Source organism: Helicobacter pylori, from assembly GCF_015904775.1.
Taxonomy (GTDB): Bacteria; Campylobacterota; Campylobacteria; order Campylobacterales; family Helicobacteraceae; genus Helicobacter; species Helicobacter pylori_DM.
In genome coordinates this window covers 1-14169 of the sequence record NZ_JADZNC010000003.1, presented here as the reverse complement: position 1 = coordinate 14169, position 14169 = coordinate 1, and the positions used below count along the sequence as shown (strand labels likewise).

The 14169-nt window shown below is 39.4% G+C and carries 17 protein-coding genes; 11 read left to right on the top strand and 6 right to left on the bottom strand.

Annotation, left to right across the window (positions count from 1 at the left end):
* Positions 1-97: 97 nt before the first annotated feature.
* Genes I6852_RS02475 through secG form a run of 5 tightly spaced genes read right to left on the bottom strand, consistent with a single transcriptional unit; the run spans position 98 to position 2997 of the window.
* Positions 98-787 (bottom strand): SIR2 family NAD-dependent protein deacylase, encoded by a 690-nt coding sequence (locus I6852_RS02475; RefSeq protein WP_128016228.1) that lies wholly within the window; start codon positions 785-787, stop codon positions 98-100.
* On the bottom strand, positions 784-1248 hold the full coding sequence (locus I6852_RS02470) for an RDD family protein (protein WP_197291902.1): 465 nt from the start codon (positions 1246-1248) through the stop codon (positions 784-786). Before I6852_RS02470 ends, I6852_RS02475 begins: the two co-directional genes overlap by 4 nt.
* Positions 1238-1843 carry an orotate phosphoribosyltransferase gene (gene pyrE, locus I6852_RS02465; RefSeq protein WP_120844753.1) on the bottom strand — a complete coding sequence of 202 codons (606 nt, stop codon included), beginning with the start codon at positions 1841-1843 and terminating at the stop codon, positions 1238-1240. Before pyrE ends, I6852_RS02470 begins: the two co-directional genes overlap by 11 nt.
* A 3-nt stretch (positions 1844-1846) precedes the next feature.
* A complete protein-coding gene (gene frr / locus I6852_RS02460; protein ID WP_079308045.1) occupies positions 1847-2404 on the bottom strand; it encodes a ribosome recycling factor in 558 nt (185 codons plus the stop codon).
* Positions 2404-2997: a preprotein translocase subunit SecG gene (gene secG / locus I6852_RS02455; protein WP_197291903.1), complete on the bottom strand. Its 594-nt coding sequence runs from the start codon at positions 2995-2997 to the stop codon at positions 2404-2406. The genes frr and secG overlap by 1 nt, the downstream gene beginning before the upstream one ends.
* Before the next feature lie 122 nt (positions 2998-3119).
* On the opposite strand from secG, the gene I6852_RS02450 reads away from it, so the two are divergent.
* The 8 genes from I6852_RS02450 to holA all read left to right on the top strand — a co-directional run bounded on the left by I6852_RS02450 (position 3120) and on the right by holA (position 12075).
* A complete protein-coding gene (locus I6852_RS02450; protein WP_197291904.1) occupies positions 3120-3857 on the top strand; it encodes a methyltransferase domain-containing protein in 738 nt (245 codons plus the stop codon).
* A gap of 71 nt (positions 3858-3928) precedes the next feature.
* A complete protein-coding gene (gene trpS, locus I6852_RS02445) occupies positions 3929-4909 on the top strand; it encodes a tryptophan--tRNA ligase (protein WP_197291905.1) in 981 nt (326 codons plus the stop codon).
* Positions 4910-6691 carry an extracellular solute-binding protein gene (locus I6852_RS02440; RefSeq protein ID WP_197291906.1) on the top strand — a complete coding sequence of 594 codons (1782 nt, stop codon included), beginning with the start codon at positions 4910-4912 and terminating at the stop codon, positions 6689-6691.
* Positions 6688-7734, top strand: a complete 1047-nt coding sequence (locus I6852_RS02435; RefSeq protein ID WP_079304634.1) for a microcin C ABC transporter permease YejB — start codon at positions 6688-6690, stop codon at positions 7732-7734. Before I6852_RS02440 ends, I6852_RS02435 begins: the two co-directional genes overlap by 4 nt.
* 8 nt (positions 7735-7742) lie before the next feature.
* On the top strand, positions 7743-8330 hold the full coding sequence (locus I6852_RS02430; protein ID WP_197291907.1) for an SH3 domain-containing protein: 588 nt from the start codon (positions 7743-7745) through the stop codon (positions 8328-8330).
* A 7-nt stretch (positions 8331-8337) separates the two neighbouring features.
* The gene (locus tag I6852_RS02425) at positions 8338-9129 is read left to right on the top strand and encodes a shikimate dehydrogenase (protein WP_197291908.1); all 792 of its coding nucleotides are present in this window, start codon (positions 8338-8340) and stop codon (positions 9127-9129) included.
* Entirely contained in the window at positions 9129-11063 is a 1935-nt protein-coding gene (locus tag I6852_RS02420) for an RNB domain-containing ribonuclease (RefSeq protein ID WP_197291909.1), read from the top strand. Before I6852_RS02425 ends, I6852_RS02420 begins: the two co-directional genes overlap by 1 nt.
* Positions 11053-12075 (top strand): DNA polymerase III subunit delta, encoded by a 1023-nt coding sequence (gene holA, locus I6852_RS02415; protein WP_197291910.1) that lies wholly within the window; start codon positions 11053-11055, stop codon positions 12073-12075. Before I6852_RS02420 ends, holA begins: the two co-directional genes overlap by 11 nt.
* On the opposite strand, the gene I6852_RS08165 is transcribed toward holA, so the two are convergent.
* A complete protein-coding gene (locus I6852_RS08165; RefSeq protein ID WP_316500023.1) occupies positions 12054-12236 on the bottom strand; it encodes a hypothetical protein in 183 nt (60 codons plus the stop codon). The two genes, holA and I6852_RS08165, sit on opposite strands and share 22 nt — an antisense overlap.
* On the opposite strand from I6852_RS08165, the gene rpsF reads away from it, so the two are divergent.
* The 3 genes from rpsF to rpsR are packed head-to-tail and all read left to right on the top strand — an operon-like array spanning position 12228 to position 13492.
* A complete protein-coding gene (gene rpsF / locus I6852_RS02410; RefSeq protein WP_001216725.1) occupies positions 12228-12656 on the top strand; it encodes a 30S ribosomal protein S6 in 429 nt (142 codons plus the stop codon). The genes I6852_RS08165 and rpsF overlap by 9 nt on opposite strands.
* 9 nt (positions 12657-12665) lie before the next feature.
* Positions 12666-13211 carry a single-stranded DNA-binding protein gene (locus I6852_RS02405; RefSeq protein WP_000482439.1) on the top strand — a complete coding sequence of 182 codons (546 nt, stop codon included), beginning with the start codon at positions 12666-12668 and terminating at the stop codon, positions 13209-13211.
* Positions 13212-13234: 23 nt separating this feature from the next.
* Entirely contained in the window at positions 13235-13492 is a 258-nt protein-coding gene (rpsR, locus tag I6852_RS02400) for a 30S ribosomal protein S18 (protein WP_000440196.1), read from the top strand.
* Positions 13493-14169 lie beyond the last annotated feature (677 nt).

Here is a 14169-nt window from a genome sequence, read left to right as displayed (position 1 = left end):
CTCTCAAACTCCTTTAATTACTAGCAAATGATGAAGCCAATTAAACCATGTTTTTGCTAATCGTTAGCTGAAAAAATAAAAATTATTTCAACATCTCTTAAGAAGCCATTTCTATGAGTTTGGGCATTAAATCTTGCATGGCATGCACCGCGCTTTCATTAATGCATTGGACATTTTGGGGTAAATGGGCGTTTTTAGCCTTAGGGTCAATGTAATAAATGAGAGCGTCTTTATGCGCATGCGTGTAGAGACTAGCGGCTGGATAGACTTGCAAAGAAGTGCCAATGATGATTAAAAGATGCGCTTGTTTGACTAAAGAAATCGCTTCTTTAAGCAAAGGCACCTCTTCGCCAAACCACACAATATCAGGGCGTAATTGCGATTTGTCTTTGGCCAAGTCGCCTAAATTCAAGTCCTTTTCCCACCTATAAACCAAATTAGGATCTTTTTCGCTGCGAACGCTCAATAATTCCCCATGCAAGTGCAAAATGCGAGAAGAACCCGCCCTTTCATGCAAATCATCTACATTTTGGGTGATGATATTAACTTGATAGTGTTTTTCCAATTCCGCTAAAGCCTTGTGGGCTTTGTTAGGATAAACTTCAAAAAGCTGTCGGCGCCTTTGGTTGTAAAAATCCAACACCTTTTGCGGGTTCTTTTTCCAGCCATAAGGCGAGGCGACTTCCATGATGTCATGCCCTTCCCACAAGCCATCAGCGTCCCTAAAGGTTTTAATCCCGCTTTCTGCTGAAATGCCAGCCCCGCTTAAAATCACTAAATTTTTCATGTTTCCTCCTTGATGAGTTCAATATGAGTGCCACTGAGTTTGTCATGCAAAAAAAACTTAAAAATAAAAGGCGTAACAAACCCTACAAGTAACCCCATGCTCAACACCCACAAAACAAAGCGCCACAAAGCTAAAAAAAATCCCACTTCTTCGCCATTATTTTTGACCAATTTAAACTGAGCGTAACGCATGCCAGGGCTTTGGGATTTAAAAGCGATAAAAAAGCTGTGCGTTAGGGCGTAAAAAAGCAGGCATAAAAAAATCGCGCTCTGGTTTTCCCTAAAATCCTTCGCGCTCCCTAAAATCGCATAAGTCATTATGTAAAGCATGGGGGTATAAATCATAAAAATATCGGTGATAAAGGCTTTTAAGCGTAAAGAGAGATACAGCCCTTTCAAAGGGCTTTCTAACGCTTGCTTTTTTTCTGGGGTTTTATTTTTTTTGGTTTTTTTAGTTGCCACGACTTCCTGGCTTTATAGCAGTGCTAGTAGCGCATAGAGGGCAAGAGCTAGGCTTGTGCATGTCAAAAACAAAATCTTCTAAAGCAAACAGGGGCAAATGGCTAGGCAAACACGCACCCTCTTGGGCTTTTAAATGAGAATGAGTGCGTTTGCAAATGCCCCGATTGGCTAAAGCGCCAAAAGCCACGATTTGAGCGCCCTTTTCTTCTAAGACTTTAGCGCATTCCATGGCGGATTTTCCTGTGGTGATGATGTCTTCGCACACTAAAATTTTTTCGTTTTTTTTGACTTCAAAACCACGCCTTAATGTCATGGTATTATCCACTCTTTCGGTGAAGATAAAACGCACGCCCAAAGCTCTTGCAAGCTCATACCCAGCCAAGATCCCCCCAATCGCAGGCGAGCAAACGCATTCAATATTCAAATGAGCTTCTTGGATTTGTTTGGCTAATTCTAGCGCTAATTGTTCGGCCAGTTTGGGATCTTCTAAGACTTTAGCGGATTGCAAATAATAATTGGAATGGAACCCACTACTGAGCAAGAAATGCCCCTCTAATAGCGCTTGAGCGTTTTGATAACATGCCTTAATATCCATGGTTTAGACCTTTAAGATCGCGTCTTCTTTGTTTTTCACGCTTTCATCAATTTTTTTAATGGCTTCATCGGTGATTTTTTGGATCTGCTCTTGGGCTTTTTTGCTTTCATCTTCGCTGATTTCTTTGTCTTTTTCTAATTTCTTCACTTGATTGTTGGCGTCTTGGCGGATATTCCTTACAGCCACTTTAGCCTTTTCGCCCATCGCTTTGGCGTCTTTTGCGATAAGTTTTCTTTGCTCACTTGTCATGGGCGGGAAAAAAAGCTTGATCGTTTCGCCGTCGTTATTAGGATTGACGCCGATATTGGCTTCTTGAATGGCTCTTTCAATTTCTTTGAGCAGGTTTTTTTCCCATGGGCTGATTTGAAGAGTGGTCGCATCCACACTCATCACGGATCCGACTTGATTTAATGCCGTGGGCGTGCCGTAATAATCCACTTTGATGTGATCTAAGATATTGACTGAAACTTTCGCGCTCCTTAGAGTGGAAAAATCTCTGTTTAAAGCTTGAATGCTTTTTTGCATCAAATCTTTGGTTTCGTTATAAATGGCTTGTAACATTATTTTTCATCCTTTTTTTGGTTGGTATGGGCGTTGGTTTGTGTCGCATGCGTTTTAGGCTTTTGGTGGGTGGTTGGGGGCGTTTTGGCGTTCTCTTTGGTTTTTTCAACACCCTTTATGCCATTCTCTTTGGCGTCATTTTTTTCGTTCTCTTCATTTTTTTTGGGGCTTTCAACAGAAAGCACTTTGGCTGGCTCTTTAGGGAGTTTGTTAGGCGTTTGTTGTGGCATTAAAGGATTAGTGGGGGCTTGCTCTAAAGGATTGAGCGTTGGGTTTAATGTGGGATTAAGCGTAGGGTTAAGCGTGCCGGTGGCAGGGACTAAGGGCGAAAGCTTAGTTTTAGTTTCATCTAAAACGCTCTTGCCGTATTCTTTGTTGTAAAAATAGCCCAAAGCGATGGTGTTGATGACAAACAATAAGCCTAAAAACATGGTCAATTTCGCCATAAAGCTTGCGGGCCCTTTAGCGCCAAATAAAGAATCGTTGCTCCCGCTATAAGCCCCTAAGCCGATGTTAGAACTTTTTTGCAACAAAACCACCACCACAATCAATACCGCTAAAACAATTTGTAAGCCTAACAGAGCGTTTGTCATAAACACTGATTCCTTAAATCCCTAAAATTTAGAAAAAATTAGGCTTAATCTTATCTAAAATTTGCTAAGAATACACTAAAATTTAGTTTTAATTTTCAAGGTAGTGCGTTAAGGCGGTGGTGTTGGACTCTTTTTATTCATTTAATCAGCATGCATTCAATCAGCATGCATTCAATAAGCATGCCAAAACTTATCACCTCTTTGCTCATATCCAGCAACAAATCGCTATCTGTCTTGTTCAATTTTTAAAACAAAAACATTACGCTAAAGTTTTGGATTTAGGATCAGGGAGTGGGGCTGTTTTTAACGCTTTAGAGCGGCAAAATATTGTGATTGAAAATTTTATCGCTTTGGATAATTCCATAAACATGCTCAAATTACACCCCACGCATTCTATCAACATTCAAAAAATCTCTTTAGAGCATGCAAATTTTGAAGAACATGTTTTTTGCGATTACGATCTAGTCGTGTCCTCTTCCTCTTTACAATGGGCTAGGGATTTAAAAAGCGTTTTAGAAAAAATCGCTCTTTTTAGTAAGGAGGCCGCTTTAGCTATCCATACGGATTTTAGTTTGCATGAAGTGCATGAGTTTTTAGGCACGCCTTCGCCTTTAAGGGATCTTAAAACGCTCAAATCCTTAATCAAAAACGCCTTTAAAAATTTTCAAATAGAATTGGAAAACAAACGCTTCGCCCTTTATTTCAACCGCAAACAAGACTGCTTGAATTACCTTAAAAAATGCGGTCTTTTGGGGGGTTCAACGCTGAGTTTCAAGCAAAAAAAACATTTTTTCCAAAACATGGCGTTTGAAAAATTGAGCTATGAAGTGTTACTCTTTTCTGGGATCAAGCGCTCTTAAAAACCAAGATAAATTAAAATATTAAAATTAGGTGGTTACAATAAACGCTAAACTAATGAGCGAGAAACAACATGCACAAAAAACGAGTCTTTTCAGGCATCCAACCTACCGGGCAAATCCACTTGGGCAACTATTTAGGAGCGATCAAGCATTGGGTAGAATTGCAAGATGAATATGAAAACCTTTTTTGCATCGTCAATTCGCATGCGATCACCCTACCCATAGAGCCTGCATTTTTAAAATCCCAAACCTATGAGTTAGTCAAATTGCTTTTAGCTTGCGGGATTAATCCTAAGCAATCGGGGTTATTCATTCAAAGTGAAGTGGATGAGCACGCAGCTTTAGCATGGCTATTAAATTGTCAGGTGTCTATGGGGGAAATGCAACGAATGACGCAATTCAAAGACAAGTCTTTAAAAAACCCTAAAAGCGTGAACGTGGGGCTTTTCAATTACCCTATTTTGATGGCGTCAGATATTTTATTATACCAAAGCGATTTAGTGCCAGTGGGCGAAGATCAAAAACAGCATTTAGAGCTCACACGAAACGTTGCAGAAAAATTTAACAGGGATTTTGGGAACTGCTTTAAAGTGCCAGAGCCTTTGATCGCTAAAGTGGGGGCAAGGGTTATGGGGCTAGACGATCCAAAAGTGAAGATGAGTAAATCGCATCAAGGGGCTAACCATGCGATTTTTCTTTTAGATGAGCCAGACATTATTGTAAAAAAAATCAAAAAAGCGGCCACTGATTCTATGGGCGTTATTGCATTTGATGAAAAAAGAGAGGGTATTTTTAACCTTTTAAATATCTACATGCTTTTGAGCGATGAAAGCCCAGAAAACATAGAAGAGCGTTTCAAAAATAAAGGCTATGGGGATTTTAAAAAGGAATTAGCTGAAGTGGTGATCCAATCTTTAAAACCCATCCAAGAAAGATACAAAGAAATCAGCGATGATGAAGTGAAAGCCGTCTTAAATGGCGGCGTCAAAAAAGCCAGACCTTTAGCGCAAATGACTTACCAAAAAGCTAAAGAATTGATGGGGTTGGTTTAGATGAAAATTTTAGGCTTATGGTTAGGGGTGTTTTGTTTCCTTAAGGCTACGCCTTATTTATACTTGGGCGAAGAGCCTAAATATAAAGACAATTTCACGCATTTTGAATACGCTAACCCTAACGCCAGAAAAGGCGGTGTCTTAAGGAATGATGCTATAGGGACTTTTGATAGCCTTAACCCTTTCGCGCTTAAAGGCACTAAAGCCGAAGGCTTGGATTTGATTTATGACACTTTAATGGTGCAAAGTTTAGACGAACCTTTTGCCGAATACCCCTTAATCGCTAAAGACGCAGAAGTGGCTAAGGATAACAGCTATGTGATTTTTACGATAGATAAAAGAGCGAGGTTTAGCAATAACGCTCCCATTTTAGCGAGCGACGTGAAGTTTAGTTTTGATACGATCATGAAATTAGGATCGCCCCTTTATCGGCAGTATTACCAAGATGTTAAAAAGGCGGTTATCTTAGACAAACACCATGTTAAATTCATTTTCAAAACCACTGAAAATAAAGAATTGCCTCTCATTTTAGGGCAGTTGCAGATCTTTTCCAAAAAAGCGTTTCAAAAGGATTATTTTGAAAAAAACCCCTTACTCATTCCTGTTTCTAGCGGCCCTTATGTGATCGCTTCTTTTGATGTGGGCAAGAAAATCACCTACCAAAGAAACCCTAATTATTGGGCGAGGAATTTGCCCAGCAGAAAGGGGCAATTCAATTTTGATGAGATCAAATTTGAGTATTACAAAGATGAAACCATTGCTTTACAGGCTTTTTTAAGCGGGGCGTATGATTGGCGTCTTGAAAGCACGGCTAAAATTTGGGCTAGGGGCTATGTGGGGAAAGCTATGGATAATAAAAAAATCACTAAATACCTCATAGCCCATAAAATGCCAAGCGGCATGCAAGGGTTTTTCTTCAACACGCGCCGAGAAATTTTCAAGGATAAAAGGGTGCGTGAAGCCTTGTTTTATGCGTTTGATTTTGAATGGGCGAATAAAAATTTGTTTTTTTCGCAATACAAGCGCACCACCAGTTTTTTCAGTAACTCTATTTATGCGTCCCCTCCCCTCCCAAGCCCTGAAGAAAAAGCCTTGCTAGCCCCTTATGAAAAGAGTTTGGATGAAAGGGTTTTTAAAGAGCCTTATATCGTGCCTAGAACCGATGGGCCTGATGTTTTGGGCTATAATTTGAGGGAAAATTTAAAATACGCCCAAAAGCTTTTAGAGAGCGCGGGCTTTTCTTACAAAAACATGCGTTTGGTGGATAAGAATAACAAGCCTTTCAGTTTCACTTTGCTTTTAAACAGCCCGGCCTTTGAAAGACTGGCCCTAGCTTTTGCTAAAAACTTAAGGGTGTTAGGGATTGAAATGAAAATCCAAAGGGTGGATTTAAGCCAGTATGTCAATCGGATCAAAAGCTATGATTTTGACATGATTGTAGGAGTGATAGGCCAATCGTCTTTCCCGGGTAATGAGCAACGCTTTTATTTTGGCTCTTTGAGTGCTAAGGAAAAAGGCACAAGGAATTATGCGGGAATCTCTAGTAAAGCGGTAGATGATTTGATTGAAAGAATCATTAACGCTAAAGATTACAAGGAACAACTAGCCGCCATTCAAGCGATGGATAGGGTGCTATTGTGGGGGTTTTATGTGATACCGCATTTTTATTTGCCTAATTACAGGATCGCAGCGTATAATTACATTGGCATGCCTGAAGTTAGCCCTAGCTATGGATTTTCGCCGTATTTGTGGTGGATAAAAAAAGAAAAGGATCTTCAATGATTGCTTACATCCTCAAACGCTTGCTTTTAATTATCCCCACTTTATTGGCCATCATGACGATCAATTTTTTTCTGATCCAATCCGCTCCTGGAGGCCCTATAGAGCAGATGATGGCTAAAATCAATAACACGCAGTCCAAAGAGATTCAAGGCGTTGTTAAAGAGCGTTCGTATAGGGCGTCTCAAGGGTTGGAGAGCGATTTGTTAGAAAATTTAAAAAAACTCTATGGTTTTGACAAGCCCATAGGGGAGCGCTATCTTCTCATGCTCAAAAAATACGCGCAATTTGATTTTGGGGAGAGCTTTTATCGCCAGATTAAAGTGGTAGATTTGATTAAGGAAAAATTGCCCGTATCCATTTCGTTAGGGCTTTTTAGCACGCTTTTGATTTATCTTATTTCTATCCCTTTAGGGATTTTCAAGGCCAAACGCAATAACGAGCCTTTAGACGTGTTAAGCAGCGTGGTGATCATTGTCGCTAACGCTATCCCGGCTTTTTTGTTTGCGGTGGTGTTGATCGTGTTTTTTGCTGGAGGGAATTATTGGCACTGGTTCCCTTTAAAAGGGTTGGTGAGCGATAATTTTGAAAGTTTGAGCGCGTTAGGCAAAATCAAGGATTATTTATGGCATATCACTTTGCCCGTTCTTTGCATTTCTTTGGGGGGTTTTGCAAGCCTCACGCTTTTAGTGAAAAACTCTTTTTTAGATGAAATGGGCAAGCTCTATGTACTGAGCGCTAAGGCTAAGGGCTGTTCAGTGGGGCGTATTTTTTATGCGCATGTGTTCCGCAATGCGATTTTATTAGTGGTAGCGGGTTTCCCGCAGGCTTTTTTGGGCATGTTTTTTAGCTCAAGTTTGTTGATAGAGATTGTTTTTAGCTTGGATGGGTTAGGGCTTTTAGGGTATGAAAGCATTGTGAGTAGGGATTATCCCGTTGTGTTTGGTTCGCTTTATATTTTCACGCTTTTAGGTTTGGTGGCGAGTTTGATAAGCGATTTGCTCTGCGTGGTGATTGACCCTAGGATTGATTTTGAAAAGCGTTGAGGGTAGGAATGAAAACTGAGATGAAATCTTCTTTAAAACTTTTTATGCGGCCATCATTAGTGGTTTTAGCGTTCATGTTGTTGTATGCTTTAGCGCATGCTGCACTTGGTTTTTATGTGAAAAAAGACAGCGCTCCAATAAGCCCAAATGCAGAAAAAACCGAGACAGAGTCTCAAAACAGCGCGCTTTCGCTCAAAGAAGAATCCAACGCAACCACAACCGCCACAGAAGAAAACCCCACCAAAGACACAGCGCCACCTTTAGACACAGCCGCGCAAAAACAAGAAACCAAACAAGAAACTAAACAAGAGCAAGAAAAAGAAAACAAACCCAAACAAGACAGCGTCTCGCCCATTCAAAATGATCAAAAAACCCCTACAACCCCCTTAATAGGAAAAAAACCTTTAGAGTATAAGGTCGCAGTCAGTGGCGTGAATGTGCGCGCTTTTCCTAGCACAAAAGGTAAAATCTTGGGATTGCTTTTAAAAAATAAAAGCGTGAAGGTTTTAGAAATCCAAAACGATTGGGCTGAAATTGAATTTTCTAATAAAACAAAGGGCTATGTGTCTTTAAAACTTTTAAAAAAGGCTGAATGAAAGAATAATGAAATTAAAATCTTTTGGGGTTTTGGGAAATCCCATTAAGCATTCCAAATCGCCCTTAATCCATAACGCTTGTTTTTTAACTTTTCAAAAAGAATTAGGGTTTTTGGGGCATTACCACCCCATATTACTCCCTTTAGAAAGCCACATCAAAAACGAGTTTTTGCATTTGGGATTGAGTGGGGCTAATGTAACCCTACCCTTTAAAGAAAGGGCGTTTCAGGTTTGCGACAAAATCAAAGGTATCGCGCTTGAATGCGCTTCAGTCAATACGCTTGTTTTGGAAGATGATGAGCTTGTGGGTTACAATACCGACGCTTTAGGGTTTTATCTTTCTTTAAAGCAAAAAAACTACCAAAACGCTTTGATTTTAGGCGCTGGGGGGAGCGCTAAAGCCCTAGCGTGCGAATTACAAAAACAAGGCTTACAAGTGAGCGTGTTGAACCGCTCTTCTAGGGGATTGGATTTTTTCCAACGCCTGGGCTGTGATTGTTTCATGGAGCCTCCTAAAAGCGCTTTTGATTTGATTATTAACGCCACTTCAGCGAGTTTGCATCACGAATTGCCTTTAAATAAAGAGGTTTTGAAAGGGTATTTTAAAGAGGGCAAGCTCGCTTATGATTTGGCGTATGGGTTTTTAACGCCCTTTTTATCTCTGGCTAAAGAGTTAGAAACCCCCTTTCAAGACGGGAAAGACATGCTCATTTATCAAGCTGCTTTAAGTTTTGAAAAATTCAGCGCTTCTCAAATCCCTTATTCAAAAGCGTTTGAAGTCATGCGAAGTGTTTTTTGATGCAAGGGTTTTTAAGAAGCCTGTTTTTTGGGGTTAAAAAGATCCCTAAACCATTCGCTCCTCTAATAGAAAAGGGCGTTTTAAAAGAAGCACTTCAATTGAAAAAGGAGCACTATTTTTTAAAAGAAGGCTTTGATATAGGTAGGATTGAATGGGCAGAAAATAAGGCGTTTTTCGTTTCTTTAGCGAAAAATTACCCTAAAGACCCTTTAATCAAAAACTTACCCCCATTTTTTAAAACAGACGCTTTGATTTTATGCCAAATAGAATGTTCTAAAAAACGCCCCATAGCCTTTTTTAAAGCCGCTCTTTTAAATGCAGATCACACGATGATAGCTTACTTGGCTAAAGAAAAAAACCAGATTGTGGCTATCCCTTTTAGAGAGCCTTTTAAAAAACCTGTTTCTTTAAAGCACAGCCAAAAATCCTTATTAGAATTGCCCAGGCATTGCGTGGTGAAGATCGATCTTAAAAAGCGTGAAATCAGCGAAATTTTAGGGGCTTTAGAAGACCCTTTAATAGATGAAAATCTTTCTTTAAGCCTTTTTGACAGGATTAAGGATTTTTCAAAAGATTGTTTGAATTTAGCCCAACATTACGCGCAACTTAAAGCGAGCGATTTTAAAGATAGGATCAATTATTCTCACCTCCCTTTTATCACCATTGACCCCAAAGACGCTAAAGATTTTGACGATGCGATTTTTTATGATCAAGAAAAAAGGGTTTTGTTTGTGGCGGTTGCTGATGTGAGCGAATTTGTGCCGAAATATTCCAGTTTGGATAAAGAAGCTAGGATTAGGGGCTTTAGCGTGTATTTCCCTAACAGCGTCTATCCCATGCTGCCTTTGAGTTTGTCTCAAGGGGCATGCTCACTAAAAGCGTTTGAAAAACGCCTGGCTTTAGTGTATGAAATCCCTTTAGATAATTTGAAAAACGCCCGATTATCTCAAGGCGTCATTGAAGTTAGGGCTAATTGCACTTATGAAGAAATCAATCATTTTTTAAGCGCTCAACAAAGCTCTTTAGATAAAGATTTGCAACAAAGCCTTTTGGGGTTTTTAGAGGTGGCTTTAAAACTAAAAAAGGAGCGTTTAAAAAAGGGGTTTAATTTCAATTCCTTTGAAAACAAGCTGTATTTGAATGAAGAAGGGCGTATAGAAAAAATTGAAACAGAAAAAGAAAGTAACGCACACACCCTTATAGAAGAAGCCATGCTCTTAGCCAACCAGTCTAGTGCTAGGTTATTAGATGAGTATTTTCAAAATAGGGGGATATACCGCACCCATAAAGAGCCCAGTTTGGAGCAGCAAAAACGCCTCTACGCTAAGCTTTTTGATTATGAGATTGTGCGCCCTAAAAACATGGGCTTTTTTCCTTTTTTAGAGCATGCCTTAAAGATAGCCCAAGAAAAGAGTATAGAAAGAGAAGTTTCACGCCTAATCATCAAGTCTCAAAATTTAGCCCTTTATAGCCCCATGCAAGAAAGCCATTTTGGTTTGGGGTTTGCCAGCTATACGCATTTCACTTCGCCCATTAGACGATACAGCGATCTAGCCTTGCACAGGCTTTTAAAAGAATTATTATTCCATCAAGCTAAAAGTTGCTCGTATTTGTTAGAAGAAACGCCTGAGTTGTGTTCTGAATTGAACGCTTCACAAAAAAAGGCCGCTTTGATTGAAAGGGATTTTATCAAACGCAAATTCGCTCGCTTAGCTTTAGAACTTTTAGAAAAAGAATTTTTGGGCGTGGTTTTAGAGATTAAAGATTGGGTAGTGGTGGGGTTAAAAGAATTTATAGGGCTTAAAGTTCTAATCAAAACGAACAAGGTTTTTAAGCCTTTAGAAAAGGTGCGCGTTACAATCACGCATGCGGATTTGATTTTAGGGCAAGTTAGAGGCGAAATCACAGAAAGGATTAAAGAGCATGTATCGTAAAGATTTGGATAATTATTTGAAACAACGACTCCCTAAAGCGGTGTTTTTGTATGGGGAGTTTGATTTTTTCATTCATTATTACATTCAAACGATTAGCGCGCTTTTTAAATGCAATAACCCTGACACAGAAACTTCGCTTTTTTATGCGAGCGATTATGAAAAAAGCCAAATTGCGACCCTTTTAGAGCAGGATTCTTTATTTGGAGGGAGCAGTTTAGTCGTTTTAAAACTGGATTTTGCGCTGCATAAGAAATTTAAGGAAAATGATATCAATCTTTTTTTAAAAGCTTTAGAGCGGCCTAGCCATAACAGGCTTATCATAGGGCTTTATAATTCTAAAAGCGACACCACCAAATACAAATACACTAGCGAAATTATCGTTAAATTTTTCCAAAAAAGCCCCTTGAAAGATGAAGCCATTTGCGCGCGTTTTTTTACCCCTAAAACTTGGGAGAGTTTGAAATTCTTGCAAGAAAGGGCTAATGTTTTACAATTAGACATCAGCAGCCATCTTTTAAACGCTCTTTTTGAAATTAATAACGAAGATTTAAGCATTTCGTTTAACGATTTAGACAAGTTAGCGGTTTTAAAGGCGCCCATCACTTTAGAAGACATTCAAGAATTAAGCTCCAATGCGGGGGATATGGATTTGCAAAAGCTCATTTTAGGGCTTTTTTTGAAAAAAAGCGTGCTTGATATTTATGATTATTTGTTAAAAGAGGGCAAAAAAGATGCGGATATTTTAAGGGGGTTGGAGCGGTATTTTTACCAGCTTTTTTTATTTTTCGCCCACATTAAAACGACCGGTTTAGTGGACGCTAAAGAGGTTTTAGGCTACGCTCCCCCTAAAGAAATTGCCGAAAATTACGCTAAAAACGCCCTGCGTTTGAAAGAAGCCGGCTATAAGAGGGTTTTTGAAATTTTTAGGTTATGGCACATTCAAAGCATGCAAGGGCAAAAGGAATTGGGCTTTTTGTATTTGACCCCCATTCAAAAAATCATTAACCCTTGAAAAATGCCTAAGGCGTTTTTCGTTTTGAGTTTTAATATTTCAAAAAAACTAAATTTAATCCAAAAACAAGCGAAAGCAAGGTATAATTGAAAGTTTTTTAGACCTTGCTCTTTTTTAGTAAAAAAAGGGCTATACAACCACAAGGAGAATGGATGAGGCATTATGAAACGATGTTTATTCTCAAACCTACTTTAGTAGAAGAAGAGATTAAATCCAAAATTGAGTTTTATAGAGAAGTGATCACTAAGCACCATGGCGTGATTGAAACGAGCCTGGATATGGGCATGCGTAATTTAGCCTATGAAATCAAAAAGCACAAAAGAGGCTATTATTATGTGGCGTATTTCAAAGCAGATCCGTCCATGATTTTAGAGCTTGAACGATTGTATCGCATCAATGAAGACATGTTGCGTTTCATTGTGATCAAATACGAAAGCAAGAAGGAAGTGGAAGCGTGGCATGCGTTAGTGGATAGGGCTAATAAAAAGCCATCACACGCCAAAGAAAAGCATGAAAAAACCGAACACGCGCATTCTCACCACGCAGAGGAAGCAAAAAGCACAGAATCTCATAGCGAATAAGGGCTTATCATGTTTAATAAGGTGATTATGGTAGGGCGTTTGACTAGGAATGTGGAGTTGAAATATTTGCCTAGCGGTTCGGCTGCGGCTACAATAGGTTTAGCCACAAGCAGGCGTTTTAAAAAGCAAGACGGCACGCTAGGCGAAGAAGTGTGCTTCATAGACGCTCGTTTGTTTGGGCGAACGGCCGAAATCGCTAACCAGTATTTGAGCAAGGGGTCAAGCGTTTTGATAGAAGGCCGTTTGACTTATGAGAGCTGGATGGATCAAACGGGCAAAAAAAATTCCCGCCACACTATCACAGCGGACTCGTTGCAATTTATGGATAAAAAGTCAGACAATCCCCAAGCAAACGCCATGCAAGATAGCATGACGCATGAGAATTTTAACAACGCTTATCCTACTAATTACAACGCCCCTAGCCAGGATCCTTTCAACCAAGCCCAAAGCTATCCACAAAACGCTTACGCTAAAGAGAATTTACAAGCACAGCCGTCCAAGTATCAAAACAGCGTGCCTGAAATCAATATTGATGAAGAAGAAATCCCCTTTTAAGGGTTAAAATTTAAGGAGAAATTATGGAAAGAAAACGCTATTCAAAACGCTATTGCAAATACACTGAAGCTAAAATCAGCTTTATTGACTATAAAGATTTAGACATGCTCAAGCACACGCTATCAGAGCGCTATAAAATCATGCCAAGGAGGTTGACAGGCAATAGCAAAAAGTGGCAAGAGAGGGTGGAAGTGGCGATCAAAAGAGCCCGCCACATGGCTTTAATCCCCTACATTGTGGACAGGAAAAAAGTCGTGGATAGCCCTTTTAAACAGCACTAAATTTTTTAGGGCTAGTAGGGGGCATGCCCCCTTTTAATCTTATTTAATCTTGGCTTGGCTTTTATGGAGCACTAGCGGTAAAAACGATAAAAATCCCCCTTAAAACCACCCAAGCAGAAATCCCAAATATCTCTAGTGTTTGGGTGCTTCATGACAAAATGAAAAAGCTTGATTTTAGCGGTGGTTTCTTAAGCGTTATTAGTGAGAACATTATTTTAAAATGCCCCCTTAAGAGTCTTACAGCCAAGTCTAAAACGATCCCATTTAAAATACCCCCTTAAGAGTTTTACAACCAAATCTAAAACGATCCCACCGAGTAACTAAACTCTTATTTTTACCGCTATCCCTATTAAAACAAATTTTAAAACCTTTTTAATTATTGAGAATGGTTCCAAAACACCCCAAAATCTTTTTTTTTTTTTTTTTTTTGAAACAACAAAACGCCAAATTAGCGCAAAAATCTTATCAATCCACGCTATATTAACGAAATCTTGTGATAAGATCTTATTCTTTTAAAAGACTTACCTAACTATTTTAATTTCAAGGAGAAAATTTATGAAAAAAACCCTTTTACTCTCTCTCTCTCTCGTTTTTGCTCCACGCTGAAGACGACGGCTTTTACATGAGTGCGGGCTATCAAATCGGTGAAGCCGCTCAAATGGTGAAAAACACCAAAG